Origin of the sequence: Flavobacterium sp. (genome assembly GCF_043722275.1) — a bacterium.
GTDB lineage: Bacteria > Bacteroidota > Bacteroidia > Flavobacteriales > Flavobacteriaceae > Flavobacterium.
This window is the reverse complement of the sequence record NZ_JAYSPC010000089.1, coordinates 15,408-42,289: the sequence shown is the minus strand read 5'-3', so window position 1 is coordinate 42,289 and position 26,882 is coordinate 15,408. Positions and strand designations below refer to the sequence as shown.

24 protein-coding genes and 2 tRNA genes are annotated in these 26,882 nt (G+C 33.2%); 10 read left to right on the top strand and 16 right to left on the bottom strand.

What is annotated here, in order from left to right; all coding sequences use genetic code 11:
- Positions 1-295 precede the first annotated feature (295 nt).
- Positions 296-6,430, top strand: a complete 6,135-nt coding sequence (locus ACHZDT_RS11430) for a M4 family metallopeptidase (RefSeq protein WP_394774752.1) — start codon at positions 296-298, stop codon at positions 6,428-6,430.
- Between the two features lie 67 nt (positions 6,431-6,497).
- Entirely contained in the window at positions 6,498-7,139 is a 642-nt protein-coding gene (locus ACHZDT_RS11425) for a porin family protein (RefSeq protein WP_394774751.1), read from the top strand.
- Positions 7,140-7,293: 154 nt separating this feature from the next.
- Here ACHZDT_RS11425 and ACHZDT_RS11420 read toward each other — a convergent pair whose 3' ends face one another.
- The 4 genes from ACHZDT_RS11420 to ACHZDT_RS11405 all read right to left on the bottom strand — a co-directional run bounded on the left by ACHZDT_RS11420 (position 7,294) and on the right by ACHZDT_RS11405 (position 8,904).
- Positions 7,294-7,845 (bottom strand): hypothetical protein, encoded by a 552-nt coding sequence (locus tag ACHZDT_RS11420; protein ID WP_394774750.1) that lies wholly within the window; start codon positions 7,843-7,845, stop codon positions 7,294-7,296.
- A gap of 130 nt (positions 7,846-7,975) precedes the next feature.
- Positions 7,976-8,401 (bottom strand): response regulator, encoded by a 426-nt coding sequence (locus tag ACHZDT_RS11415; RefSeq protein ID WP_394774749.1) that lies wholly within the window; start codon positions 8,399-8,401, stop codon positions 7,976-7,978.
- A gap of 317 nt (positions 8,402-8,718) precedes the next feature.
- Positions 8,719-8,791: transfer RNA gene (locus ACHZDT_RS11410), tRNA-Lys, on the bottom strand.
- A gap of 40 nt (positions 8,792-8,831) precedes the next feature.
- Positions 8,832-8,904, bottom strand: a tRNA-Lys gene (locus tag ACHZDT_RS11405).
- A gap of 456 nt (positions 8,905-9,360) precedes the next feature.
- Here ACHZDT_RS11405 and ACHZDT_RS11400 point away from each other — a divergent pair.
- The 3 genes from ACHZDT_RS11400 to ACHZDT_RS11390 all read left to right on the top strand — a co-directional run bounded on the left by ACHZDT_RS11400 (position 9,361) and on the right by ACHZDT_RS11390 (position 11,756).
- Entirely contained in the window at positions 9,361-9,792 is a 432-nt protein-coding gene (locus ACHZDT_RS11400) for a hypothetical protein (RefSeq protein ID WP_394774748.1), read from the top strand.
- Positions 9,793-9,980: 188 nt separating this feature from the next.
- The gene (locus tag ACHZDT_RS11395) at positions 9,981-10,784 is read left to right on the top strand and encodes an SDR family oxidoreductase (RefSeq protein ID WP_394774747.1); all 804 of its coding nucleotides are present in this window, start codon (positions 9,981-9,983) and stop codon (positions 10,782-10,784) included.
- A gap of 60 nt (positions 10,785-10,844) precedes the next feature.
- Entirely contained in the window at positions 10,845-11,756 is a 912-nt protein-coding gene (locus tag ACHZDT_RS11390) for a helix-turn-helix domain-containing protein (protein WP_394774746.1), read from the top strand.
- 55 nt (positions 11,757-11,811) lie between these two features.
- On the opposite strand, the gene ACHZDT_RS11385 is transcribed toward ACHZDT_RS11390, so the two are convergent.
- From ACHZDT_RS11385 to ACHZDT_RS11365, 5 genes are all read right to left on the bottom strand, one after another.
- Positions 11,812-11,991, bottom strand: a complete 180-nt coding sequence (locus ACHZDT_RS11385; RefSeq protein WP_394774786.1) for a PepSY domain-containing protein — start codon at positions 11,989-11,991, stop codon at positions 11,812-11,814.
- 98 nt (positions 11,992-12,089) lie between these two features.
- On the bottom strand, positions 12,090-12,908 hold the full coding sequence (locus ACHZDT_RS11380) for a PepSY-associated TM helix domain-containing protein (protein ID WP_394774745.1): 819 nt from the start codon (positions 12,906-12,908) through the stop codon (positions 12,090-12,092).
- 21 nt (positions 12,909-12,929) lie between these two features.
- Positions 12,930-15,062 (bottom strand): TonB-dependent siderophore receptor, encoded by a 2,133-nt coding sequence (locus ACHZDT_RS11375; RefSeq protein ID WP_394774744.1) that lies wholly within the window; start codon positions 15,060-15,062, stop codon positions 12,930-12,932.
- Between the two features lie 100 nt (positions 15,063-15,162).
- Positions 15,163-15,540 carry a hypothetical protein gene (locus tag ACHZDT_RS11370; RefSeq protein ID WP_394774743.1) on the bottom strand — a complete coding sequence of 126 codons (378 nt, stop codon included), beginning with the start codon at positions 15,538-15,540 and terminating at the stop codon, positions 15,163-15,165.
- Between the two features lie 494 nt (positions 15,541-16,034).
- Complete coding sequence (locus ACHZDT_RS11365) at positions 16,035-16,460, bottom strand: response regulator (RefSeq protein WP_394774742.1); 426 nt, start codon at positions 16,458-16,460, stop codon at positions 16,035-16,037.
- A gap of 417 nt (positions 16,461-16,877) precedes the next feature.
- Here ACHZDT_RS11365 and ACHZDT_RS11360 point away from each other — a divergent pair, with 417 nt between their 5' ends.
- Positions 16,878-17,933 (top strand): linear amide C-N hydrolase, encoded by a 1,056-nt coding sequence (locus ACHZDT_RS11360; RefSeq protein ID WP_394774741.1) that lies wholly within the window; start codon positions 16,878-16,880, stop codon positions 17,931-17,933.
- Positions 17,934-18,051: 118 nt separating this feature from the next.
- Here ACHZDT_RS11360 and ACHZDT_RS11355 read toward each other — a convergent pair whose 3' ends face one another.
- Positions 18,052-19,560 (bottom strand): ATP-binding protein, encoded by a 1,509-nt coding sequence (locus tag ACHZDT_RS11355; RefSeq protein WP_394774740.1) that lies wholly within the window; start codon positions 19,558-19,560, stop codon positions 18,052-18,054.
- Positions 19,561-19,865: 305 nt separating this feature from the next.
- Here ACHZDT_RS11355 and ACHZDT_RS11350 point away from each other — a divergent pair, with 305 nt between their 5' ends.
- The 4 genes from ACHZDT_RS11350 (at position 19,866) to ACHZDT_RS11335 (ending at position 22,157) form a co-directional block, all read left to right on the top strand.
- Entirely contained in the window at positions 19,866-20,171 is a 306-nt protein-coding gene (locus tag ACHZDT_RS11350; RefSeq protein WP_394774739.1) for a TIGR03643 family protein, read from the top strand.
- A gap of 15 nt (positions 20,172-20,186) precedes the next feature.
- Complete coding sequence (locus ACHZDT_RS11345) at positions 20,187-20,603, top strand: DUF2452 domain-containing protein (RefSeq protein WP_394774785.1); 417 nt, start codon at positions 20,187-20,189, stop codon at positions 20,601-20,603.
- Between the two features lie 15 nt (positions 20,604-20,618).
- The gene (locus tag ACHZDT_RS11340; protein WP_394774738.1) at positions 20,619-21,269 is read left to right on the top strand and encodes a flavin reductase family protein; all 651 of its coding nucleotides are present in this window, start codon (positions 20,619-20,621) and stop codon (positions 21,267-21,269) included.
- Positions 21,270-21,602: 333 nt separating this feature from the next.
- Positions 21,603-22,157, top strand: a complete 555-nt coding sequence (locus ACHZDT_RS11335) for a fasciclin domain-containing protein (RefSeq protein ID WP_394774737.1) — start codon at positions 21,603-21,605, stop codon at positions 22,155-22,157.
- Between the two features lie 494 nt (positions 22,158-22,651).
- Here ACHZDT_RS11335 and ACHZDT_RS11330 read toward each other — a convergent pair whose 3' ends face one another.
- The 6 genes from ACHZDT_RS11330 to ACHZDT_RS11305 form a co-directional block, all read right to left on the bottom strand.
- Positions 22,652-23,224: a hypothetical protein gene (locus ACHZDT_RS11330; RefSeq protein ID WP_394774736.1), complete on the bottom strand. Its 573-nt coding sequence runs from the start codon at positions 23,222-23,224 to the stop codon at positions 22,652-22,654.
- Between the two features lie 72 nt (positions 23,225-23,296).
- On the bottom strand, positions 23,297-23,740 hold the full coding sequence (locus ACHZDT_RS11325) for a Crp/Fnr family transcriptional regulator (protein WP_394774735.1): 444 nt from the start codon (positions 23,738-23,740) through the stop codon (positions 23,297-23,299).
- A gap of 151 nt (positions 23,741-23,891) precedes the next feature.
- Positions 23,892-24,626 (bottom strand): metallophosphoesterase family protein, encoded by a 735-nt coding sequence (locus ACHZDT_RS11320; protein WP_394774734.1) that lies wholly within the window; start codon positions 24,624-24,626, stop codon positions 23,892-23,894.
- Between the two features lie 23 nt (positions 24,627-24,649).
- Positions 24,650-25,720, bottom strand: a complete 1,071-nt coding sequence (gene arsB, locus ACHZDT_RS11315) for an ACR3 family arsenite efflux transporter (protein ID WP_394774733.1) — start codon at positions 25,718-25,720, stop codon at positions 24,650-24,652.
- 2 nt (positions 25,721-25,722) lie between these two features.
- On the bottom strand, positions 25,723-26,337 hold the full coding sequence (locus tag ACHZDT_RS11310; RefSeq protein WP_394774732.1) for a low molecular weight phosphatase family protein: 615 nt from the start codon (positions 26,335-26,337) through the stop codon (positions 25,723-25,725).
- Between the two features lie 47 nt (positions 26,338-26,384).
- Positions 26,385-26,858: a DUF6428 family protein gene (locus ACHZDT_RS11305; RefSeq protein WP_394774731.1), complete on the bottom strand. Its 474-nt coding sequence runs from the start codon at positions 26,856-26,858 to the stop codon at positions 26,385-26,387.
- Between the last annotated feature and the right edge of the window lie 24 nt (positions 26,859-26,882).

Below are 26,882 nucleotides of genomic sequence, written 5' to 3'. Positions count from 1 at the left end.
TAGTCCTTTTTTTCAAAAACATAAACGTCCCTTTTACATTTACCCAATCGATGTAAATGAATTTTTGATGAACGCGAAGAAAAAAAATAAACCTCATAAAAGTTTAGAACAACTTCTGGAAGAAGCAAAAACAAAAAAGGAAACTCTTTTAAAGATCCTGAAAAAAATAACAAACGATAACTCTGAAAATCAATCCCCGAATTAATTTTTTCAGAAACTGCTTTATGGTTTGCTATAAACGGTAAAAGTGTAATGATTATTAACTGAACTAAGTATTAATTTTAAATTCAAAGAAATGACCCAGCTTTACTTCAAAACAAGGTATTTGTTTATTTTGTTAAGTTTCTTTGTCTGTTCCGTGGGAATGGCTCAGACTCCTTTGCAAAACATACAAATAAGTAACGTGAAAACGGCTGTAGGACCGTCAGTAGCGAACCCGACCAAAGATCAGGTCTCTAAAAAGAGCAGCGATCCAATTTTCAGTCAGGATAATGATGCTAATAATCCATTTATTCAGGAAGAAGTGAAAGTAAAAGGCAAAGAACTTTCGGCAGCTGAAAGTGAATTGGTGAAAAAACAATTACAGGAAAGCCAAAAGTTATTTGGACAAAATGTAACGAGTACTACTGAGAAAAAAATCCCGCAGGATTCTATTAGTACAAAGGTTAAATCTTTTGCTAAATCTTCAAATTTAACTGCGAAAAATATTTTCGAAGTCAAAAAAGCAGATTTTGATTTATCTCCATCAGACAAAATGCAGTTAAAATCAATTTCTGATAATCACGGCCGAACGCTGGTTACATATCAGCAAATACATAACTCAGTTCCTGTTGAAGGAGCAATTTATAAGGTTAGAGAAAATAAAACCAAAATTGATGCATTTGGTTCTACGGCTAAGAAATTGTCTGTAAGCAGTAATTATAAGATAAATGCGGTCACAGCTTTAGAAAACGTACTTAAAACGGTAAATGCGAAGCAATATATTTGGGAGAACAAAAAATTAGGTTCTTTACTGGATAAAAATATAAGCGCAAAACCGCAGGGAGAGTTGGTGTATGTGGGTCCTAATTTTTCTTCTGAATTAAAAGAATATTACCTGGCATGGAAATTTGATATTTATGCAACTAATCCGCAATCCAGTCAGACAATCTATGTAGATGCAAATTCGGGAAAAACAATTCTTATGCTTGATCTAAATCGAGATTCCGGTATTGCAGGTCAAAGTTTGGGTAAAGGTAAGTCAAGATATTCCGGAGAAGTAAATTTTAATACTAAACAATATGCTGACGGGTACAGATTAGAGGGACTTCAGGGAAAGTACAATGTACCGATGTATACTATGAATATGAATCACGCAAATCAGGCTTCGGATGAAGTAATTACTGATTTTATTGATGAAGATAATATTTGGAATGAGCTGCATAATAAAAATCATGATGAGGTTGCTATAGATATTCATTGGGGAATGCAAAAAACTATAGAATATTATGGTGAAAAATTTAATCGAAATAGTATCGATGACAAAGGAATGACAATTATTGGTCTTGCCCATTTAGGTAACAATGTCGAAAATGCTTCATGGACTGGCGGATGGGCACAATTTGGAGATGGTTATGATACTCCGTATGTTGGTTTGGGAATTACAGCACATGAATTAACTCATGGTGTAACCCGTTTTACTGCTGGTTTAATCTATCAGGGAGAATCTGGAGCTATGAATGAATCTTTCAGCGACATTTTTGGTGTATCTGTTGAATTTTATGTTGGAAAAGACAAAAAAGAGGATATTTGGATGCTGGGAAGTGAATTGTATACACATGGAAGTATGCGAAATATATCTAACCCGAAAGCTCAGGGTCAGCCAAATACTTACGGAGGAGTAAATTGGGTAAATCCATTAAACACTTCTTACGATAACGGAGGTGTACATGTTAACAGCGGAATTACAAATTACTGGTTTTATCTTTTAAGTGAAGGTGGCCAGGGTGTAAATGATCTTAATAACAGTTACGATGTTAGCGCTATTGGTCTTGCCAAGGCTGAGAAAATTGCCTATATCACGCTTACAGAATATTTATCTCCTTCATCAAACTTTAGCGATATGCGTCAGGCAAGTTTAATGGTTGTAGAAGATCTATACGGATTAGCCTCTGAAGAATATAAACAAGTTTGCAATGCCTGGTATGCTATTGGTATTGGTGCTGCTTATGCCGATAAACAAATAGCAATTGTTTCAGTTGAAAAACCTTCAGCTATTTGTGGCTCTTTAAAAGGAGAAGAACCTTTTTATATAAAAATTAAAAACACGGGATCTACTGTAATTAAAGCAAATGAGACTTTAAATTACAAATTGAGATTAATGCTAACGGGTTTTGGTGGTAAGTTGAATACTCTTTATGATAACACAGGCAATATTAGTTTTACTAAAGATCTGGCGTTAGGCGAGGAGACAACTATCAAAATTCAGGACAAACTTCCTTACGTAATAAGTGCAGCTACTTTAAATTATGTAGAAGTTAAACTTGATTTTAAACCTATTGAAGCGTTTGGTCCAAAAGACGGAGTTTCTTTTGTTTCTGATTTATCAGTTCCTCCAGGGCAAAAAGATTTTGACCTTAAAGTTGTGGGATTAAATCTTCCGGTATATTCAGGTGCAACTTTGTCAGCTAGTCATCAATTAGCGGTTAAAATCTACAATTTGGGCTGTCAGGATATACCAGCAGGATCTCAGTTAAAAGTAGGATATCTAAATACGCTTCCAGACAATCAAATAGTATGGAAAGACATTATACTAGATACTGCCTTTAAAGGAAGCTCAGAAATGACAATTACTTTTGATGGGACTATAAATTTATCTACAGCCGGCTTGCATACATACGAAGCTTTTGTAATATATAGCCAAGATCCTGTAGCAGCAAATAACAGTGCTATAAATTCTGTTTATAGTGGAGTTGTAACTCAATTTCCATATTATCAGGATTTTGAAAGAACACCTGGAGGTTGGTTTTCAGAATCACTACTTACAAATCAAAAGTTTATATGGCAGCCCTCTACTTACTCATTTAGAGATACCAAATCGAAATATTTGTGGGCCTCTATAAATATTGGTACTTCTGAAAGGATACCTCCAAAAGCTGATTTTACATTACAATCGCCAATATTTGATTTTACTAATATTGCGTCTCCTTATATTGAGTTTGATATGATTAATGTATTTTATCGAGGATATGACGGGTTAATTGTAGAATATTCTGAAGACAATCAAAACTGGAAAAAAGTTACGGGTATTGATTATCCTGAAACTTTACATTACAATGATTTAGTATCAGGACCTTGGTTTACTGGAATTAATACTATTCTTACTAAAAAACCAATCGGAATGCACCTGAATGAACTTGCAGGTAAAAAAGGCGCTATCCGTTTCCGTGTCGTTATGAGTGATTATAGCAGTAACTATTTAGGGGCGCTTATAGACAATATCCGTGTTAGCAATGCACCTTATGATATTGAAGTTGCAGATGCAAAATTAGATGCGGGGACTTGTAATATAAGCAATAGCAATGTTACAATAAATGCGAAAATAATTAACAACTTCTCCACAACTAACGAGCAGGTTAATGTTTCAGTAAAAATTCTTGACAATGCGCAGAAAGAAGTTTTCTCAAAAAGCGAAAAAGTAACATTAGTATTTACTAAATATAGAGATACAATAGCGTATTCTATTCCAAATATTAATTTAACCAGTATTGGTGAGAATACGATTGTAGTTTCTGTTTTCCCGGAAGATGTAACTCAGGATGTTAAGCCGGAAAATAATTCTTTCAAACTGGGTTATGATAGCTGGAATAATGAGGACATGAAAGTATCTATACTACCATATACAATGGATTTTGAAGATGTCACAAAATATAAAGGATGGAGAACATCTGAAAATAAAGGTGCTACAGGTTGGAAACACGGAACAAGTAAAGATTTAGGATCTCCGGGATGGTTTTTAACAGAGCATACAAATTTTATGGCGAGTAACGATGATAAATGTAATTGTGACTCTTCGAATGATATGTTAATCTCTCCTGTATTTGACTTGAGCAATTATAAAGAAGCACACTTATCATTTGATGGTTTTGGAGATAGATATGGACTTTCAGACGGATATGTAAAAGTAAGTACAGATGGAGGTAAAAATTGGGAAACACTATTTAAAATACCTTATATAAGTAATTGGTTCGAATATCATGTAAATTTAAGTCCTTATGCAGGCAAACCCTGCGTTCTTGTGGCATTTCAGCACGATGATAATGGAATATTTGCCAGCGGTTTTGCTGTAGATAATATTAAGATTAAGGAGACAGCGGAATATTTGCAGTTATCTAATTTAAGTGTAGCACAAAAAGTCTATAAAGATGCACCTTCGCACGAATTTTTAATAAGCGCAAAAAATGTATCTTATAATAAAATTAATAAACTGGCTATTGAATATCAAATTTCACAAGCTGGCGTTGCAGTTGGGCAACCAATTGTATTGGAAAGAGATGCTCAGTTATTGCAATATCAAACTCTGGTTTATAAAATAGATGGCATTCCACAACTTGCAACAGGAAATTATGACATTAATATAAAACTAATTGCAGATGGGCAACCAAAAGAGCTGGCAGAAAGTCTTACCGGAACTTTTCAGGTTATTGCCAATGCACCACAATTAGATATTGAGACTTTTTCAAATGTAGCTCAAGGCCCATTATTTGGCACTAACGGTTTTGTTTCAGGTAAAAGTGATAGAGATTTCCCATGGGCAGTAACTGCTAAACCTGATAACACATATTTAGTTATTCCCGTTAAGGATCATACAGGAGATACTGCTGCAACGATGCTTTATCATTCGCTCGCAAATGGTTTTAACTATGGAGAATTAATTTTTCCTCTATATCAGTTATCTGAAAATGCAACTGCATTGGAGTTTTATTATGCAATTGAAAGTAACAGCAATAATACCTTTATTATAGAGATTAAAACTATAGGAGGCGAATGGAATGAAGTATGGAAAACTACCAGAGAAGTAATGTATGCAGATAAAGAATGGCAAAAGGGAGTAATTAATTTAAATAAATATAAAGGAAAATCTATTATGTTACGATTTAAACATTCTTTGACGGCCGGATATTCTTATATGGTACTAGATGACTTAAAGGTAATCACTGACCCTATTGTAGATGTATCAGTAGAAATATTATCACCAAAAGATATATGTGGCGGATCTGAGTTTAAAGTTAAGTTCACAAATGAAGGACAAATTGCAATTGCAGCAAACGCAATTCAGTTAGAGGTAGCCTATATCAACACAAATGAAGTTTTTTCAGAATCTGTTGACTCAGAAATTCCCGTTGGCGAAAGCATAGAATATATTCTGCAAAAACAACCTAAATTGGACGAAAGCGGAGACTCTCATGTATTTAATGTTATTGCAAAATTGGAAAACGATCTTATTCCGCAAAACAATGAAATAAAAAACTATATCTATCAGGGAGTATCATCAGAATTTAAAATATTTGACAATCCGGTAATTTATGGATATACAGGTAGAAGCTTATACATTGATGCTCAAACTAATTTTACGGCTAAAAAACTTAAAGTTGTTTCATACAAATGGAGTACAGGTGAGGTTTCTAATGGTATTGCAATTGATAAGGCAGGAGATTATACGGTAACAGTTGTGATGAAAAATGGCTGTGTACTTACAGAAAAGATAACGGCAACATTTGACACTTTTGAATCTGATTTAGTAAGTGGAGCGATTTGTGGTCCTGAAGTTGTTTTAAATCCTGGAAACTACAAATCATACGAATGGTTTGATGGTTCAATAGAACCAACTTATGTTACAACAGAAAGCGGAGATTATTTTGTAACGGTTTATAATGAAAACGGCATTGGAAAAACTTTTAGCACTACTATTTCAGTTCTTGGAAATAATATTGTACCGGAAATTAAAGTTCTTGGTGATAAAAAATTAACTGCTTCAATTGAAGGAACTTCGTATCAATGGTTTTTAAACGATAGACCTATACCAAATGCAACTGAAAAATCGATTATTACAATTTGGGAAGGAAATTATAGCTTTCAGGTAACTAATAATAACGGATGTAATAGTATTTCAGCGCCATTTGATTCAAAAGGTATGCTTGTTGGAAAAATAACTAATCCTTTTAGAGTATTTCCTAATCCGGCTGTTGATCACGTAAATATCTTCGTAGCAGATAAAATTGAAGGGGAAACCGAAATCAAAATTTACGCAATAGATGGTAAAGCTGTATCGAGTAAAACGTATGCAACTATGCCATCAAATATAAATGTAAGCGGATTAAGTCCCGGAGTTTATATTTTAGAGTGTAATGTACAAGACAAAAAATATACAGCCAAGATTATTAAGAAATAATAGAATTACATAGAAACAGGTAGCTCTCCTGTTGGAGAGTTACCATTCTTAAAATAAATAGATACATATGAAAAAATATATGCTAATTATAGGCGCACTCTTTTTAGGTGTGACTGTTATGGCTCAAACTGAAAAAATTAAACTGGGCGTAAAAGCAGGTTTAAATTTGGCGAGCCTGACTTTTGATGAAAGAGAATTGCATTCATCAAACAAAGCGGGATTTACAGCTGGTATTATGGTTGAAATTCCTATCGTTAAAAATTTCTCGCTTCAACCGGAAGTCTTGTACAGTCAGCAAGGCTCAAAAAGCTCTTTCTCTGATAACGATGTAACAAATTCGCATTATAAAAGTACAATTGACCTGAATTACCTAAACATTCCGGTAATGCTAAAATATTATGTATTAAAAGAATTAAGTGTGCAAGCCGGACCTCAAATAGGAATTCTTCTAAAAGCAAATAATAAATATCAGGATAACTTTCTGGGCTATGAAAATCATGAAAATTTTAATTTAAAAGAGTATTCAGCTGGTATTGATACTTCGGTAAATTTTGGATTGGGTTATCAGTTTAAAGATAAATTTTATACAGATTTACGATATAATATTTCTTATTCAAATGTTTTTAAAGATGGAGATGCAAATCATTTCATTAATAGTGATATGAAGAATAGGGTTTTTCAAGTTACAATTGGGTATTTCTTTAACTAATTAGCTTATAAAATAATCAATGAGAAACAAAAGCCTGTAAATTCAATATTTACAGGCTTTTGTTTATTAGTATTTAATTTAGAGTTAAAATATCAACATTCGTAAAATCACATTTGAATAAACATGTTTTACAAGACTTTAAAATAATATTTAATTAGTCCACCTGTGTCAAATCTTCCATTTTTTTATCCAGATAACTATCCGTATATTTCATAAATATTGCATTTATATCATCCTTAGAGATAACTTCTACATCAAAAAAACTATCTTTATTTTCGAATTTGATATAGGCATCTATTTCTTCTTCTCCCCATAAGTAGCTGTAAACGATTGCAAAGTCGTCTTTGTTTTCTGTCTTAAATTCGGCTACACTTTTTATAAAAGCAAGTCCCGGTATCATTTCTAAATAATTTTCAGCAAACATAATAATTCCAAAATGCCATATTTCATTTTTTATATCATAGTCTGAAAATGCTAAGCTTTGTTTGGACTCTAGCCAATCATTTATAATAGATTCATTAGTCGATCCCTCATAACAATAAAGATTACCTTCTTGTAAATCTTCATTGTTATACATCTCCTTTAAATTCCACCATTCTAACCAATCGCTATTCAATGTTGGCATCTTTGGTTTGGAGTTTAAAAAGCTGTCAAAATTGTCTTTTGTAATATGAATTTTTGCAAAAAACGAATTTAGTTCTGACATATATTTTTTTCTTTAGTTATTCTAATTGATTAATATGGAGGTGGCAGTACGATATTGAATGTTAACAATATCTCTTTAATTCACTCTGTATTTTTCACAAAATGAGGTTTGTCTGTCCTTTTTAGTATATCTACTTTATGTAATTTGGCGAAACACAATTTTGCCAGTATTCCACAATATTTTTTATCATGTCTTTCATCTGATTAAAATCAGATGGCTTAACAAAAAATCCCTGAACTGATTTTGAATAAGCATCAATAACATGCTGTTGCTCTGCAACAGTCGAAAAAAACAGATAAGGAATTGATTTCATTCTCAAATCTTCATTTTCGTGAACTTTTGCACGGAGTTCTATTCCATTCAATTTCGGCATATTTATGTCAGAGAATATAATAAATGGCTCAATAGTAGTCGCAGTAAGATAATCAAGTGCCTGCTCTCCATCACTAAAGAAAATGAGCTCATTTGGATACTGAAGCCCTTTGAAAACCTCTGCCAAAAATTCCTGATCGTCCTGATCGTCTTCTATAATTATTATCGGGCCGCTTTTATTCATAAATCTTATTTTACAGTATTTGGGAGCAAGATAATAAAAAAACTATACTTTTCATTTAGGATCAAACATGTTATGACTTTTAATTTTTTTTTGCAGCAAAAAGCAAACACGAATATTGTAAATGGAAATACAGATCAATCGATTACGACAAGTGATTAAATTAAAACGAATTAAATGGTCTATGCATGTTTCTTCATTACATCATGTACTTGACACGCAAGTGCCGGTATTGTAATGAATATGCTAAAAATAAAGTCTCAGTTTCTTCACGTGGCTATAAATGAAAAAAGGTCAAGTAAATTAATACTTGACCTTTGTGACCCGACTGGGGCTCGAACCCAGGACCCCATCATTAAAAGTGATGTGCTCTACCAACTGAGCTATCGAGTCATTGCTATCAGGAAAAGTATTTTGTAAATCACAAATTTTGTGACCCGACTGGGGCTCGAACCCAGGACCCCATCATTAAAAGTGATGTGCTCTACCAACTGAGCTATCGAGTCATTTTCTTTTCTTGAACGCGGGTGCAAATATAAGGAGTTATTTTTAATATATCATACCTTCTTTTAAGTTTAATTTAATGTATTTTAATGGGTAAAATTGGTATAGAATAAAAAAAGGTAAAACGCATAATATGTGTTTTACCTTTTTTGTGAACTCCTTGGTACAAAATTCGAACCTTTTACTCGAAGATTTTCAGATTTTAAGCGATCTCGCAGAGTTTTAATAATGAAAGTATTTGATTGCCCGAGTTTATTAAAAAGTTGTAACTAGCCTAAATGGGGCTTATACAAAGCAAATCCAACAAAGTCCCTTAAGCTTAAGGATATCTAATAAATAAACAAAAAAATTATCATTTGTTACAGCAATATTGAAAGCTTAGGCTTAATAATATTGTATTATATATGTAATAACTCGAAAGGTTCTAATATTAAAATAACAAACTAAAATTTAAAATTATGAAACAGTTGCCTGATTTAGACACATTCGCAAAAATTCTCATAGACAAAGGCTTTAATGGCTCCTTTCAAACAGCAGTAGCCTATCCGGGAAAGTTGAAAGAAAGCATTACCGGATATATGGAAGCATGTAACAATGGAAAAGAAAGATCTGATAGAGACGGAAACTTTTTACTGTCGACTTATCTGCAATGGTCAGGAGATGATAATCCGAGTATTGTATGCGATTTTTGGGTAAGACAAGAAAACGACGGTTTTGATATAAAAAAAATGGAAATTACTTGTAAAGACAGATACGGACAACTTTTGAAAAAATCGGAACTAAAAAACCTTTCAATAGGTTCGATTCCGACATTAAAGGAAGCTATTGCACAGGTTTCTTTATTTCCTCAACAAAAACTTTCTTCTCAAAAAAGAGGATTTAGAATGTGATAACTATAAAATAATTTTTGAAACTTGTATAATTATTATTTAAAGATGATTGAAGATAATAATATTAATTTTTTTAAGCTGGTTTAATTTTTACTAACGACCAGTTTGGAAACATTTTACCCCAATTTGGAAACATATTGTATAGCTTAGTTTATGGAAATTTGCAGTGTAATTTTAAATACTATAAAATGCAAAAAACAATTTTCATTACAGGAGCTTCTTCAGGTTTAGGAAAAGCTGCTGCTAAATTATTTCAGTCAAAAAGATGGAATGTAATCGCTACTATGCGTAATCCGGAAAAAGAAACAGAACTTAATCAATTGCAAAATATTACACTGATTGCCCTTGATGTTACAAATCCTGAACAAATTCAAACTACAATAAATAAAATTAACGCTGTACATAATGTCGATGTTGTATTTAATAATGCGGGTTACGGATTAATGGGCGCACTGGAAGCTTTTACTGATGAGCAGATTTTAAAACAGCTCAATACAAATCTTTTGGGTGTAATCCGGGTTACCAAGGCATTTATTCCTAATTTTAGAGAAAAGAAAAGCGGCTTGTTTATCAGCACAACTTCAATGGGTGGTTTTTTGGCATTTCCACTGCATTCTATTTATCATGCATCCAAATTTGCTGTTGAAGGATGGTCTGAGGGAATGTCTTTTGAACTAGGACTGCATAATATTAAAATTAAAACGGTTGCTCCCGGAGCTTTTGCAACAGATTTTTTAGGCAGATCGCTTGATAAAACCTTACATCCGGGTTATGAGCAATTAGAAGACAAGCTTTTCTCTATGACCGATGCAATGATGGGATCAGCGGTTAGTGCAGAAAAAATTGCAGAAGTGGTTTATGAAGCGGCAACGGATGAAAAAGACCAGATTAGATATATTGCAGGTGAAGATGCAAAAGCAATGCATGCAAGACGTTTGGAAGTTGGTTCTGAGGATTTTAGAAAAGAGATTAGACAGCTCATTTTAGGATAATATTTAAAATAAGGCAGTTGTTTAATAAACAGCTGCTTTTAATAAATTTGAAAAGAACAAATGAATACTATAAATTCCATATCTGAATTTCATCGCCTGGTATCACTACCAGAACCTCTGCATCCGCTCGTAAGTGTAATTCGTGTGGCAGATATTCGTTTTAATAATACTGAAATTTGGGAGCAGTTCTCTTTAAATTTTTATTGTATATCATTAAAAAAAGATGTTTCCGGAAAAGTAAAATACGGTCAGCAATATTATGATTTTGACAAAGGGCTGATGACTTTTATTGCTCCAAAACAAATTCAGGCACTCGCTGTTCCTCATGATCAGATACTGGGACCGGAATCAGGAACAGGATATGCGCTCTTACTGCATCCTGATTTTCTTTACAGACATCCTCTTGCAGCGACAATTAAAAATTATGGTTTCTTCTCATATGCTGTTAATGAAGCGCTTCATCTTTCAGAAAGAGAAGAAAAAAATATCGTTGAAATTATTGAAAAAATTGATACTGAATACCAATTCATCGATAAACACACACAAGATATTATTCTTTCTCAAATCGATTTGTTATTAAATTACAGCAATCGTTTTTATGAAAGGCAGTTCATTACAAGAAAAGCTATAAACCATGATTTACTTACTAAAATGGATCAGTTATTGAATGAATGTTTTGAACAGGAACAAATACAGAAAAATGGAATTCCATCAGTTGATCTTCTGGCTAAAAAGCTGAATTTGTCATCCTATTATTTAAGTGATATGTTACGCTCACTTACAGGGCAAAGTGCACAGCAGCATATTCAGGATAAACTGATTGAAAAGGCAAAAGAATATCTTTCGCTGACAAATTTATCGGTTGCCGAAATTGCTTATCGGTTAGGTTTTGAATACCCGCAGTCTTTTAATAAACTATTTAAAAAAAAATTAAATCTCTCTCCGCTGGAGTTCAGGCAGACATTTAACTAAATCAAAAGCATTTGCCTCCCAAATCTATTATTTCATAATGAAGTTCAAACTGTTTTTAAGCAGTTATTGCTTTCTGCCTTTTTCTTTTCCAAAGAAAAAATCCCGTAATGGAAAGTATCGCAGGGCTGAATCCGGCAAATACATAAAGAATTTTAATAAATAAATTATCATAATCACCCCTGTGAATCTGTTTCATTATCCAATAAAACCTGTCGGAAAATGGTTTTTCTTCAATGCGTATGGTTTTGATCCAATTTCCATTATCACTGTCATAATAAACGTCGCTTCCTTTACCAAAATACAGCGGGTTGTGGGTATTAGAAAATTCACCGCTTACGACAATGTCATTTTTTTTTCAGCAGCAATTTTTACAGCAATTGGATTGAAATTCGGAATTTCCCTAGCATGTTTTATTACTTGATCAATATTTGCTTTTACCTGATAATTCATTTCTTTCTTCGGAATTAATTCCCATTCAGCAGGTAAAAAGAGGCTTTTGTTCATCCAGAAACCTGTAAAAAAAAGAATGAAATTAAACAATAGAGTCCATACACCGATAATCCTGTGCAGCGATGAATTAAGGGTTCTGGCAGATTTACGATTTAACTTCTCTCGAAACATAAGAGCAGAAAATATCTTTTTACGATAAATAATCACACCCGTAATTAAGTTTAGCAGTAAAGCAATGGCCGCAATGGCTGTTATAAGTCTGCCTGGTTTATCAATTAAAAGTGAGTAGTGCGCAAGATAAAGCCAGCGAAAAAAAGGGGATTGAAAAGAGCTAAAATCACCCTCTCTTACAATTTTTCCAGTATAGGGGTCTACCATACAGCAGTAGAGATAATTATCGGTCACCTTACCCTGATAATTAAAAATCATAAATTCGTAGGTATCGCACATATTTTTTGGAAAAGTGTGCAGCATGATCTGTCGTGCCCCGGGATACCGCTTAGAGACTTTATGATACATCTGGTTTAATGAAATGGTTTTGCCGCCCTTCACGCAGTAATGCATTGGTGGGTTATTGAAATATTCAATGTCTTTTTTAAAAACCAGTAAAGCGCCCGAAATTCCAAAAAACAAATACAGCACCCCGAAAAATAATCCGAGGTAGCTGTGGAGCTGAAATGATATTTTTGTGATTTTTTTCACTTTAAGTTCTAAATAACAGCTTTATAATTTTAATTTTAAAGATAAGATAACCTCACGCAGGACTCCCGGGGTAATCATACCGCGGCCGCCATACCAATAGTGCTCATTGAGCAGGTTATTAGCAGAAAGAGAAAAAACATAGCCTGTTTTCTCAAAACTTAGAACGGAGTTGATTAAGGTATAAGCATTAGTGGAAAAAGAACCATTAGAGTTTTTAATCATCAAATCTTTACCATAATGACTGCCGCCCAGTCCTAAAGAAAACCCGCTCAAAGCTTTTGATTGCGGAGCGTAATTGATATACCACGTTCCGGAAAGTTTAGGACCGGCATCTACAGGTCTTAAACCTTGAGTAAGTGCATCAGATACAATAAGCTTACTGTCGTTATAAGCAAAACCTGCATGCAAAAACAATCCTGCCATCGGATTTGATTCTAAATCCGCTTCAAATCCTTTACTGCGCTGCTCGCCATTCTGCAGATAGGAAGCCGTATCATTTGGGCCCTGCCTTACCACATTGGTTACATCTATATTATAATAACTCAAAACGGCATCCAATACGTTCTTTTGCAGAGAGATTTTAACTCCCGATTCCCATTGATTTCCATAAACGGGCTCAAAATTGGTCATCTGCCCGTTTACTGATTGAGGTGCTTGTGGCTGAAAACCATTCATATAATTAGCAAACAATGCAATTCTTTCAGAAATAATCTGATAATTAATTCCTAATTTCGGAGAAATAGCCGTTTGTGTATAAGCCCCAGTAGTTGTTTTTGTTAGCAAATCGTCTGTCCCTTTGTTGTTGATATAATTGATTCGGGCACTAAGCATTACACTTAAATTCTCCAATGGGTTGATAACATCTGAAGCATATACTGAATAGTGATCCTGAATTGCCTCATAATTCTCTCCATACGGTTTTAAAGCCAATTGAGCAGTAATATATTCATTATTAAAATAGGCGTTTTGATCATCAACTCCAGTTACCGGAACTTTAGTAAAATTCATAGATTTACTGCTGATGCCATAGAGATAATGGTAATATTCAACTCCGGCAATAAGCCTGTTTTTCATACTGCCAATTTTGAAATTCCCTACAAAGTCTTGCTGGATTTGCTGGCTGGTAATATTTTCCGGATACATTCTATACACTCTTCGTGTAACATTTTGACTGTTGTCATCCAATCTCAAACGTATATAATCTCCTGGAGTTTTATTATTGACTGAAATTAAATTTGTTTCCGATTTCCAATTTTCTGAAAGCCTGTAAATGATTTTTCCATAAATATTTACCGCTTTATTATTAAGCGTAACTGAGTTGTCATTGAAAGAACGGTAATAATCCAAATTGAGTTCATCAGCCGATTTAGCAGTCCCCAAAGCCACTTGGTACAGCGGATTATTAGTAGCGGTTTTGTTTAAAATTTCCGCATCAAGCTGGATATTTAAATCATCGCTAATCTTGTAAGAAATACTGGGAGCTAAAAAAAATGTTTTTGAAAAACCCTGATCCTGAAAAGAACCTTTGTAGGTGTAAGCACCAGTTAATCGGGCAAGAACCTTTCCGTCTTTATCAAGTGGTCTGTTGATATCAATGGTGGCTCGCTGCAGATTGTAAGATCCACCCGTTACACTAATGTCGGCAAAAGTGGTATGCTGAGGTTTTACCGTTACACGATTAATCAGTCCGCCAAAAGTGATCATAGTAGCACCGCCTCCTCCAAAAATGACAGCACTTGGTCCTTTGATCACTTCTAGCTGAGCTATACTGACCGGGTCCATATCAGAGGCGACATAACCGTTTACACCATTTCTGAAACTAGAACGGGTACGAAATCCTCTAATGGAATAATACGGAGAAATACCGGCCCAGCTCGGGGCAACACCAGCGGCATTGTGCAGCATTTCGCCTTGGGTATAAAAATTTCTATTTTTAATAAGTTGCGGCGAAACCGAAGCTGTAACCTGAGGATTTTCTAAGTTTTTAATTGGAAGTTTTGAAGCCAATTCGCTTGAAACATCCTTAGACTTTCTGACTCCTTCAATAATCACTTCGTCCATTATGGTATACTTGCCGGCTGTGCTGTCCTTTTTTTGTGCATAGATTTGTAGCGAAGCCGCCAAAGCTATCACAAAAAATATCTCTTTTTTCATTTTATAATTTTTATATAATTGTAATTTTATTAGAGTGCAGGCACTCCTTCATTGTTGTATGACAATGAAAAATCATTCCAATAGGAATTGAAATTAGAATTTATATAAAAAGAGAAGGGGGACGGAAAGTCTCTGTTAAAACAGAAATAGGCTTATTATCGAATTTAGCCGGAAAGTCTGCTTTGATTTCGATAGGTTCTATTAATTTGAAAGTGTTATTTGAAGTATGTAAAATGTAAACCAACTCTGCTTTTTCTTTCAGGCTGTCCTGCATTTTCTTTTCGTTGTCGTCGTATTTCTTTAGACTTTTTTGAAGTTCACATCGACCGTTACAGCTGTTAAAAACCATTTTTCGCTGTACGCAGATTGTTTTTACTATCTCTTGCTGTTCTAGTTTAAAAGATGCGTAAACAAACACGCTACCAAATGATGGTACTAAAATAATGCAGCTAAGCAATATGATTAGATACTTTTTCAACGTTGCTGTTTTGTATATGGGCGCAAAAGTACCATTTTTTGTTTTTCTATTGAATATAAGTTCTTGTTTACTTGATGAAAAAACAGCATTTTGCTTATTTATAATTACTTAAGATTAAAATTTTGTATCATCTAAATTCCATTATTCTCTATTAAAGACTTAATTTAAAATGATAGTTAGAGATTAACATGACTGTGGTTTAAAATAAAAATCATAATCTTATCCAATTTCTCGCACCAGTGGTGCGAGTTTTAAAATATATAGCTCTGAGATAATTTAGTACTTTGCTTCGTTTAAATAAAAAACATAATTAGCAGTTATACATGTGGTGGATAAAGTACTGAATATTCTTTATCTTATTTATAGCCCAAGAGACTTTGATTTGTATGTTACATTGAATATGCAAATAAAGAAAATATAAAATGCAGCTAGTTTTTCTTAACTTTATTCAATTTTTTTTACATATCAACTTTCATTTTTCTAAAATACAATGCCTATTTTATGTAATTAGGCGAAACACAATTTTGCCAGTATTCCACTATATTTTTTATCATCTCTTTCATTTTGTTAAAATCCGATGGCTTCACAAAAAAGCCTTGAACTGATTTTGAATAGGCATCAATGACATGCTGTTGTTCGGCGACTGTAGAAAAAAACAGATAAGGGATGGATTTCATTCTCAAATCTTCATTTTCGTGAACTTTTGCTCTTAGCTCTATTCCGTTTAATTTCGGCATGTTGATGTCAGAGAATATAATAAAAGGTTCAATGGTAGTTGCGGTTAGGTAATCAAGTGCCTGCTCTCCATCACCAAAAAAAATGAGTTCATTTGGATACTGAAGTCCTTTGAAAACCTCTGCCAAAAACTCCTGATCGTCCTGATCATCTTCTATAATTATTATCGGGCCACTTTTATTCATAAGTCTTATTTTATAGTATTTGGAGCAAGATAACAAATAAAAGTAAGCTTTTGACTTTGGGAAAAAATGCATTAATTGTCTTCCAATTTTTCAATGAGAATTAACAGTTTTAATTATGGACATTCAGAACAAGACGAATATCAATATTTTTCAAATTAACTGTATGAGATAAAAGTACTTTAAAAAATATTAAAAGTTGTAGTGTAATAAATGATGATAGTTCTAATTCAAACTTAACATGAATATTTGTACAGCTATCATTTTAATTTGTATTTTTAGTAAAAATATAAATACCTTTATTACAACTGTTTAAATCAAAAGCTATTAAAGTAATAATGCGACTTAATATCTTCAAAAAATAAAATAAGCTATATTTTATTTTTAATGGAATCAAAATCTAATTTAAAAGAAACAGTGATGAAATTAACAAAAAAAATTCTGGTGAATTTAGCTTTACTAAATATATTAATCATCAGTCAAGATACAACTGCCTGTACAAGGGTTGTGTATAATGGACTCAATGGAATGATTCTTACAGCACGCTCTATGGATTGGAAGACCGATATTCCAGCTAATCTGTGGATTTTTCCTCGTGGAATGCAGAGAAATGGTGAAGCGGGTGACAGTTCTGTAAAATGGAAATCAAAATATGGCAGTGTGATAACCAGTTCCTGGGATATAGCTTCTTCAGACGGCATGAATGAAAAAGGTCTGGTAAGCAATCTTTTATGGCTGGCTGAGTCGGATTTTCCTAAATTCGAAAAAAACGGAACAAGAAAAGGCCTTTCCGTTTCTCTTTGGTCACAATATACTCTTGACAATTTTGCTACAGTAGCTGAAGCAGTAGCCGCATTTGAAAAGGATGATTTTTCAGTTGTGTCTTCTCATATTCCTGGTACGGATATTTTTGCTACAGTTCATCTGTCAATTTCTGATCAGACAGGAGACAATGCGATCCTAGAATATATAAATGGAAAATTAGTGATTCATCATGATAAAAAATTTGTTGTAATGACAAACTCGCCTATTTTTGAAGAGCAATTAGCAATAAACAGTTACTGGAAAGGAATTCCCGGAACTATTATGCTTCCCGGTACAAACAGAGCTGCTGACAGATTCACAAGAGCATCCTATTATATTGATGCTATTCCAAAAACGGATAACACAAGAGTTGCAACAGCAAGTGTATTTGGAGTTATTCGAAATTGTTCTGTGCCACTTGGAATTTCATCGCCAACCGAACCTAATATTTCTTCTACAAGATGGAGAACTGTTGCAGATCAAAAAAATCTAATTTATTATTTTGATAATGTGCTAAATCCTAATGTAATATGGGTAGAATTTAGTAAAATTGACTTTAGCGAAAAATCGAAAACAAGAAAGCTGAGTTTAGAGAATAATGAAAACTACTCAGGAGAGTCTTTAATTAACTTTAAAGCAGCTCAGCCTTTTAAGTTTGCAGGTCTTGATTAAAGTAAGATTTAATAAGAGTAAACATTATAGCAAAGCTTCAAAGTATTATCTATTTTGGAGCTTTATTTATTCTTAGAAAGCTTTTGTTAATTAATGCTTGCTTCAAAAGGTTTACGTTCTAAATGGTATCTTTAAATTGTTTTAAAGGCAGGGCGACAATAAATTCAGCTCCATTGTCAAGTTCTGCTATAACCCTAATGTCTCCATTATGTCTTTTGACTATTTTTTTGCAAAGTGCAAGACCAAGTCCGTTTCCTTCGTACTGGTCTTTGGAATGTAGTCTTTCAAAGGCTGTAAAAATCTTCTCATAATTACTCGAATCCAATCCAATACCATTGTCTTTGATGCTTATTTCCAGAAAGTCTTGACCATTGCGGTTTATCATTACTGATGATATTATCACTCTTGGCGGTTGATCTGCTTTTGAAAACTTTAAGGCATTACTAATTAGATTATAAAAAAGCTGCTGGATTAGTATGGGTGCTCCTTCAATTTTGGGAAGCTCGCTTATGACTAATATGGCGCCTTTTTCTTTTATAATCAATTCTAAATCTGTTTTAATGTTTTCGATTACCTCATCGAGATTAATCGTTTTAACAACCTGAGTTTTTTTATCAAGAGTAGAATAAGCAAGAATTCCTTCTATGATGGTCTGCATTCTTTCTGCCGACTGATCTACTTTATTGAGGTACTTTTTTGAATTTTCATTAAAAATGGTTTCGGATTCATTTCTTAAAAGGGAGTTGAAAGTTTTTATTTTTCGAACGGGTTCTTTTAGGTCATGACTTACAACGTTGGCGAAATGTAGCAAATCATCATTGGATCTCTGCAGTTCCTCTGTATTTTCTGCTACCTGTTTTTTCAACTCCTCTTCAAATTGTTTCTGCTCATGGATATCCTGCACAATTCCAATGATGGTGATGGGATTTCCATTCTCGTCTTTAATGATTTTACCATCTATTTTTACCCAGCGGATAGAACTGTCATCGTTTACAATTCTGGCCTCATAGGACATTTTTCCAGTAAGTTTTGCTTCTTGATGCGCTTTTTCTCGCAAAGCCAGATCCTCAGGATGCAGTTTTGCAATAAGCTTTTCATTGGTTATTTCCCCTTCAATGGACCAGATGTCGTTAAAATTGCCGCAGGCTGTGATTTTTTTTGTAGCAAGGTCTATCTCGTAAGTACCCATTCCTGATGAGTCGATGGCCATTCTCAGTCTTTCATCTGAATTTTGCACCTCTTGTTTGGCCTGATGCAGATCCGTAACATCAACACCTGTATTCATGACCCCATAAACTTTAGCTTCCTTGTCAAAAAGGGGAATGAAGCTATAGTTAAAATAATGTCTTTTAAGAAAGCCATTTATCATCAAATCTACTTTTTTATCCTTAGCATGAAAAGGGATTCCAGTTTTAAATACACCTAATGCCTCGTCAAATATCTTCTGATTTTCAATTTCAGGTAAAATCTCCAGATATTTTTTTCCAATAACCTGATCACCTTTACCCCATGTCTTAATCATGGAAGGATTTGCTAATTCTACTTTGAGTTCGTTTCCTACATAAACGGCGATAGGCAGAGGGGTGTTATCCACTATGTCTTTCAAAAGCATTACATTATCGTACATCGGTGGGTGTTTAAATTTTTCTCGAAGCTACTTTTTTTAGAATATATTTAATTATATAAATTTCTAAAAGTATTTCATAATTTCAATTTTCGAATCAGTTTTTTCTCAATGGAGAAATGAATTTTAGTTTTTAAAAATAAAATGGCATTTCCTATTTAGTCATTTTTCTATCCAATTTAAAATTACAATGTAATTATCAATATCAATTTTTTAATACACTTCGTTTTCAATTTTTAAGACGAATATAAATATAAAAAATGATTATTTTTGTTTAACTTTATTTTAAAATTGTTAAACAAAAAAACATGATAAAATCAATTATTGTCAAAATTGATAGTAGTAAATTGAATCAAGTTCAGATTGACAGAATTATTGAAATGGCATGGGAAGACCGAACCCCTTTTGATGCCATACAATTTCAATTTGGCCTTGTTGAAGCTGATGTAAAAGCTTTGATGAAAAAAGAATTAAAATTTAGCAGTTACAAGTTATGGCGTGAGCGAGTTGAAAATTGCAAGACAAAACATACTACAAAAAGAATAGAAGGGATGGATAGATTCAAATGTAACAGGCAAAGAGCCATTTCAAATAATAAAATCTCTAAGCGTTAAAGATAGTAATATATGATCAAAAATGATAAACCGGATAATGTAGTATATTCTAACGAGCATGGGTATAATGCAAGCCTATTGCCTTATGCGACAAATGTTGGTGCACCTGTGATAAAAGCAGATGATTTAACAGGCTGGAAAAACATGGGCATAAATAAGGTAAACAAAGAATTCGAAAGTAAATTCAATGAACTAAAAATGCAATATCAAGATTTAATTGAAGAATTCCAATGGAATGAATTGGTTTACAATGCCAGATTTTCTTTTGAGCCTATTGTGGGCGAAATATATCACTTGTATAAAGATGCAGATGGTTCTGATTTTCTCTCACTAATAGGCCCCAAAGAATGGAATAAGGAACATATTGGAACTTTTAGACTAAACAGTGATAAAAAGTGGATACTCATTGATTTGAAAAGTTCCATTTTGTAATAAAATTTCAAACTAATGAAAAATAAAATAAATTTTAAAACAAGTGATCTGGAAAAAATGGAAAAGCAGACTGCCGTGCATTTAATAAATAGTTTAGGCGGTTTTAAAAGTGTAGCATTGGTAGGAACTTCTAATGGTAAGGGAAACACTAATTTATCTATTTTTAATTCTTTTTTTCATATTGGTGCCAATCCCCCCTTAATTGGAATGATTTTTCGTCCGAGTCCGCCCGAGCGTGATACTCTAAGAAATATTATAGATACGGGATTTTATACCATCAATCATATCAACGAGCAGACATACAAGAAGGCACATCAGACATCGGCAAGATACGATAAAGAAATTTCAGAATTTGAAGTTACAGGACTCAATGTGGAATATAAAAATAATTTTACAGCTCCTTTTGTATTGGAAAGCAATATACAATTAGGTATTGAAGTTAAAGAAAAAACAGCCATTTCAATCAATAATACCACTATGGTTATCGGGGAAATAGTCGAGATTTTTATTCCTGAAGACTGTTTGTCTGATGATGGTTTTGTCAATTTAGAAAAAGCCAATACTGTTACTTGTTCCGGTTTGGACAGCTATCATAAAACCATACAATTAGACCGGTTAAGCTATGCAAAGCCTGATAAGGAAATTACATCAGTGATTAAAAGTTGAACAAAAAAAATAAGCTAAAAGAAGTTTAAAAATAGCATTAGATTTTCAAAGTTTGTAATGACTTGATTAAAATTGCTTAATTAAAAACTCGTGGTATCAAAACCAAATAAGAAGTTCGCGGATATACATTTCATAATTTTTTTTAAGATGTTTTGATTTTCAGATCAAGGTTAGCTTATTTTCATGCAAGTAAATTGCAAAAAAAACCTTTAAAAAGCTTATAAATAATGCATTTTAGTTCACCCATTTTTATTTTAACTTATTTATTGACTTTGTTAAAACCAAAAGGAATATTAAAGCGTAAATGACTTTATAAATTAAAAAAAAGTAATTATGAAAACTAGAAATTTTTTAGCAGCAGCAATCTTGGCATTAGGATTTGGATTTACATCATTTGCACAAAAAACCGTAATGGTTGGTGGAGCGGCTATGTATCCTAATAAAAATATTATAGAAAATGCAGTAAACTCAAAGGATCATACAACTTTGGTAGCAGCAGTTAAAGCAGCAGGATTGGTTGAAACTTTACAAGGCAAAGGTCCCTTTACTGTTTTTGCACCAACAAATGAAGCATTTAGTAAATTGCCAGCAGGAACTGTTGAAACATTATTAAAACCTGAGAATATTAAAACATTACAAACTATTTTAACGTATCATGTAGTGGCAGGTAAAATGAATGGTTCTGATATTGCAAAAGCAATAAAAGCAGGTAAAGGAAAAGCAACATTAAAAACAGTGAGTGGCGGAACTTTAACTGCTTGGATGGATGGAAAAGATTTGTATATCAGTGACGAAAGTGGCAATAAAGCTAAAGTTACAATTTCGGATGTAAATCAATCTAATGGTGTAATACATGTAGTGGACACAGTACTTCTTCCAAAAATGTAGTTTCGTAAAAATTAAATTGCAATTATAAAAAAGCCTTGGAATTCAGGGCTTTTTTAATGAATATAAAGTAGCTTTCTTTTAGGAAGATTAAGCTGAATCTGAAAATAAAAACATTTAGGCATTAACTTTTACAGTTATATAATAAACTTAAAGGCTTTCAAAAGAGTAATGTATAAGTTAAAATCTTTGCAGGGTTAAAACCAAAAAAAGCCTGAAAAATCAAAGGTTTACAGGCTTTTACAATATACTTGTGAAAACTCCTTGGTACAAAATCCGAACGTTTTACTTGAAGATTTCCATATTTTAAGCGATTGACAGAGGTTTAAAAAGAAAAATATTTGATTTCCTAAAGTTTGTCTTCAATGCTAAATATACTGATTCATATTCTTTCAATTTAAAGCTCGCACCAGTGGTGCGAGTTTTAAAGACTTCTTTTAAGTTCTTTCTAATGAAAATTTGTACTAGTTTTTATAATCAAAAGTAGATCATGTTAATTAACAGCATTGAATTTTCTCTCTTAAGTTATTCCAACGAACTCTTGTTTTTGGAATACATAAAAGCAAGTGTAGCACAGCAATCAAAATTGCCCCTGGCAAAAGATTATTAACTATAGTATGGAATATTTTATAATTTTGATAGTGAACAATATCAGATAAAATTGCAATTTGATTATTTTCATAGCGTAGTTTAATAGATAAAAAAACTGCAATTGATGCAAAATGAAATCCATTAACAAACAGATGAAGTATGTATTCCCAGCGTGGAAGTCCTCCCATAAATTCCCTGCTGTCTTTTTCCATATAAGCGTCAATAGACATTACTAAAATATCAAGAAAGACAATGATTATACCAATTAAAAAGCTGATTGTACAATCTTGTTTTAAAAATAAGAAATATAAAATTGCAGGAAAGAAGATTGCTCTGATTGTATGAATATAATGTTCTGTTTTACTTTCCGGATGATTGTGCAGTTTGTATTTGAAAATATGAAGATAAAATCCATCATACAGTGCAAGAATCGAAAAAAGAATAAGTAAAACTGTGGTGATAATAATAGCTGTTTCCATTTATTTTTGAATTTGTTATAAAGCAAAAATAATGGACGGTTAGAATGTGTTAAAGGACAAATGTCCTCGAAATTATTGAGTGATTTCTTTTCGAATCCGGCTGAGTGTTCTGCGGGTTACTCCGAGATAGCTGGCGATATCATTTACGGAAGCTTTATTTAGAATCGAAGGCTCCTCTTTTAATAAACGCAGGTATTTTTCTTTAGCTGTCTCATTGCAAAGAACACTGGCATACTGTTCCATTACCATATATTGTCTCTCTGCAATTATCCTCCCGATATTCTGCCAAACTGAACTTTTTTGATAAAGATTTTGTAAATCACGGTAATCAATAACCAAAAGCTCGGTATCTTCGATAGCCTGAATAGATAGTTCTGAAGGCTGTTGGGTAACAAAACTTTTATAAGTTGTTGTTAAGTTGTTTTCGGTACAGAAACAAGAGGTTACTTCCTCAGATTTTTCATTAAGATAATAAGTTCGGAGTGTTCCTTTTTTATAAAAGCCACTTCTTGACATATTTTGCCCTGCACTGCAAAATAATTGTTTTTAGGTAAGCTACGGCCTTTAAAATATTGGCTGTAATTTTCAAATTCCTGATCGCTGACAGGAGTAAGACTATTCAAAAATAATTTAAAATTTTCCATGAATGATTTTATTGCGGCAGTTCTTAATATGCTTTTCGAAGCATAAGTGCGTAAACGTTTGGTAGTGGACTTTCTTCAATAGCCATCGCAGTTTTTTCAACATCATAGTCTACTCTTATGAATTCTACCTGTACGCCTTCTTTTTTTGAGAGATTACTGCTTTTGTCCATAGTCAGTACTGCATAACAGCATTTAGGATTTCCGTCCTTTGGTTTTCCTACTGATCCTGCATTAATAGCATGGAAATAACTGCCTTTTTTATTGGGGTTTTCTAAAACTCTATGATAAGGCTTGTGTGAATGGCCACAAATAATAATGTCAGCGTTTGAGTCAAGAAAAATAGCAGTAAAATCTTTTTCTTTTTTATCCTCAAGCAGATATTCGGTATTGCTGTAAGGGCTGCCGTGTACCATTAAGATCTTGATTGGTTTATCCGCTGTCTGAAATTCCAGTTTAATATGTGCAGGAAGAGCAGAAAGGTATTTAATCTGCTCTTTGCCCACAATTTGATATGCATAACTCTCAAGGTCGTTGGAACCATCATTATTTATTTCTACCGCCTTAACATCATGATTTCCTGCCAGAGTAGGAATATGTCTTTTACGAATTTCATTTATCACGGCGTTAGGACATAAATTATAACCTACCAAATCTCCCAGGCAGTAAACAGCATCAATATTCTGCTGTTCGATACTTTTTAAGGTTTGTTCCAGTGCTGGAAAATTGGCATGTATATCCGATATTATTGCAATTCTCATCTTTTAGAAATTAGTATTGGAAACTATGCTGTTTTTAAATAATACTTCTTTCTGAACCAGAAAGCAACATTAACCAGTGCAATGAGCGCCGGTACTTCTACTAATGGCCCTATAACTCCTGCAAATGCCTGACCGCTGTTTATGCCAAAGACACCAATGGCTACTGCAATAGCAAGCTCAAAATTATTACCGGTAGCCGTAAAAGCTATAGCAGTCGCTTTTGAATAATCTGCACCAAAATATTTCCCAACAAAAAAGCTGATAATAAACATAATAGTAAAGTAAATCACTAATGGAATTGCAATACGTATAACATCCATAGGAATCTGGACAATCAGTTCTCCTTTAAGGCTGAACATAACAATAATTGTAAAAAGCAATGATATTAGAGTGATTGGTGAAATAAAAGGGACATATTTAGTTTCAAACCATTCTGAACCTTTTAATGCAATTAGAGCATATCGGCTGATTATTCCAAGTGCAAAAGGAATTCCCAAATATATCCCTACACTTTCGGCAATCTGAGCAATACTAATATTAACTTCAAAGCCATGATAACCAAAATACGGTGGCAGAATTGTAATGAATACATAAGCGTAAACACTGTAGAGTAAAACCTGAAAAATGCTATTAAGTGCTATTAGGCCTGCAGCATATTCTCTGTTTCCATCTGCCAAATCATTCCAAACTACTACCATGGCAATACAGCGGGCCAATCCAATTAGAATGACTCCGATCATATATTCCGGATAACCATTTAAAAAAAGCAGGGCTAAGGAAAACATTAAAATAGGTCCAACAATCCAATTTAGAAACAATGAAGCTCCTAAAATTTTAGTGTTTCTAAAAACCTGTCCCATTTGCTCGTATTTTACTTTTGCCAAGGGTGGATACATCATCAGGATAAGTCCAATAGCCAAGGGAATGTTTGTTGTTCCACTTGAAAATGAATTGATGAAGTTTGCACTGGAAGGAATAAAATAACCTATTGCTACGCCAAGAGCCATAGCAAGGAAAATCCACAGGGTTAAAAATCTATCAAGGAAGCCTAATTTCTTTCGATCCACGACAGGGGCGCAGTTATTTGCTAACATTTTTATTGTTTGATTTGTGAGAATACATAAAACATTTCAGTCCCAATCTGAAGGCTTCGCTCCAGATATACTTCTTTTTGCTGTGCTGTGCCGTCTGAAACTTTTGGATCTTCAAAAGTAATCGGTATACGTTTTTCTGCACCTGCAATAAAGGGACAGCCTCCATCGGCTTGTGAACAGGTCATTATAGCAACAAATTCGTTTTCAGGATTAAAATCGTCATCATAGGTTTTAGAAAACCCGATTACTGGAAGTTCATTCGATGAGTATTTTATTGAATAAACGGGATTTGTACCCTCTGAAAGACTTTTAATTTTGAATCCCGAATGCTGCAGAGTTTCGGCAACCATTGGAAATAAAGCAGTAGCTTCAGTACCTCCCGAGTAGCATGAAACATTTTTTATATTATAATATGCAGCGGCAGTTTGTGCCCAGACTTGAGATAAATGACTCCTTCTGGAATTATGTGTACAGATTAAATTAAGTCTAATCTGTTGTTTATTGTCTGCTTTGTTTTGGATGTAATCCACTAATGGCTGCAGGATAGTTTTACGTTCTGCGGAGATTTGATTAAAATCAAATGAATTACTTGTGTTTTTTATTTCAGTAAATAACATAGTTTTTTTGGTATTGAAAAATAAAAATTTAGGTTATAGTTTAAAAATTAACAGCAGCCTGCGCCAGGTGTGCATGAATCTGTACTGTCAGCATTTAATTCAGATAATTTTATCTTAGATTTATCAGACGGGATGCCACATTGATCCTGAGCCAGACATGCCGTCTGTTTATTTAATAAGATGAAATTTTTACCATTAAAATCTAAATCGTATTTACCAATTGTGGTGTCCTGATATTCTACTTCAATTTCATGATCTTCAATACCCAAAACCTTTTCAGAAAGTTCAATAATATGAATTAATTTTTGAGGTTTTAGTCTGTGTTCATAATCATTGGCATCCCATAATTGAAAATTCACAACCGTTTCTTTTCTGACTACCCCACCGCAGTCAATAAAATTTTTAGTAATCAAACCAACTTCAGTCACATGGAAATATTCCGGTACAAAAGTTCCGTTCGGTAGTTCGAAATTTACAGCTTCAACTGTTTTTAATACTTGTTTAATTTCTGAAAGTTTCATAATTTATGTGTTTTAAAAATTTAT

Bases quoted from the DNA above. Each gene is read 5' to 3' on its own strand.
- ACHZDT_RS11430 (WP_394774752.1), top strand. From the start codon at position 296: ATGACCCAGCTTTACTTCAAAACAAGGTATTTGTTTATTTTGTTAAGT.
- ACHZDT_RS11425 (WP_394774751.1), top strand. From the start codon at position 6,498: ATGAAAAAATATATGCTAATTATAGGCGCACTCTTTTTAGGTGTGACT.
- ACHZDT_RS11420 (WP_394774750.1), bottom strand. From the start codon at position 7,845: ATGTCAGAACTAAATTCGTTTTTTGCAAAAATTCATATTACAAAAGAC.
- ACHZDT_RS11415 (WP_394774749.1), bottom strand. From the start codon at position 8,401: ATGAATAAAAGCGGCCCGATAATAATTATAGAAGACGATCAGGACGAT.
- ACHZDT_RS11400 (WP_394774748.1), top strand. From the start codon at position 9,361: ATGAAACAGTTGCCTGATTTAGACACATTCGCAAAAATTCTCATAGAC.
- ACHZDT_RS11395 (WP_394774747.1), top strand. From the start codon at position 9,981: ATGCAAAAAACAATTTTCATTACAGGAGCTTCTTCAGGTTTAGGAAAA.
- ACHZDT_RS11390 (WP_394774746.1), top strand. From the start codon at position 10,845: ATGAATACTATAAATTCCATATCTGAATTTCATCGCCTGGTATCACTA.
- ACHZDT_RS11375 (WP_394774744.1), bottom strand. From the start codon at position 15,062: ATGAAAAAAGAGATATTTTTTGTGATAGCTTTGGCGGCTTCGCTACAA.
- ACHZDT_RS11365 (WP_394774742.1), bottom strand. From the start codon at position 16,460: ATGAATAAAAGTGGCCCGATAATAATTATAGAAGATGATCAGGACGAT.
- ACHZDT_RS11360 (WP_394774741.1), top strand. From the start codon at position 16,878: ATGAAATTAACAAAAAAAATTCTGGTGAATTTAGCTTTACTAAATATA.
- ACHZDT_RS11355 (WP_394774740.1), bottom strand. From the start codon at position 19,560: ATGTACGATAATGTAATGCTTTTGAAAGACATAGTGGATAACACCCCT.
- ACHZDT_RS11350 (WP_394774739.1), top strand. From the start codon at position 19,866: ATGATAAAATCAATTATTGTCAAAATTGATAGTAGTAAATTGAATCAA.
- ACHZDT_RS11340 (WP_394774738.1), top strand. From the start codon at position 20,619: ATGAAAAATAAAATAAATTTTAAAACAAGTGATCTGGAAAAAATGGAA.
- ACHZDT_RS11335 (WP_394774737.1), top strand. From the start codon at position 21,603: ATGAAAACTAGAAATTTTTTAGCAGCAGCAATCTTGGCATTAGGATTT.
- ACHZDT_RS11330 (WP_394774736.1), bottom strand. From the start codon at position 23,224: ATGGAAACAGCTATTATTATCACCACAGTTTTACTTATTCTTTTTTCG.
- ACHZDT_RS11325 (WP_394774735.1), bottom strand. From the start codon at position 23,740: ATGTCAAGAAGTGGCTTTTATAAAAAAGGAACACTCCGAACTTATTAT.
- ACHZDT_RS11320 (WP_394774734.1), bottom strand. From the start codon at position 24,626: ATGAGAATTGCAATAATATCGGATATACATGCCAATTTTCCAGCACTG.
- arsB (WP_394774733.1), bottom strand. From the start codon at position 25,720: ATGTTAGCAAATAACTGCGCCCCTGTCGTGGATCGAAAGAAATTAGGC.
- ACHZDT_RS11310 (WP_394774732.1), bottom strand. From the start codon at position 26,337: ATGTTATTTACTGAAATAAAAAACACAAGTAATTCATTTGATTTTAAT.
- ACHZDT_RS11305 (WP_394774731.1), bottom strand. From the start codon at position 26,858: ATGAAACTTTCAGAAATTAAACAAGTATTAAAAACAGTTGAAGCTGTA.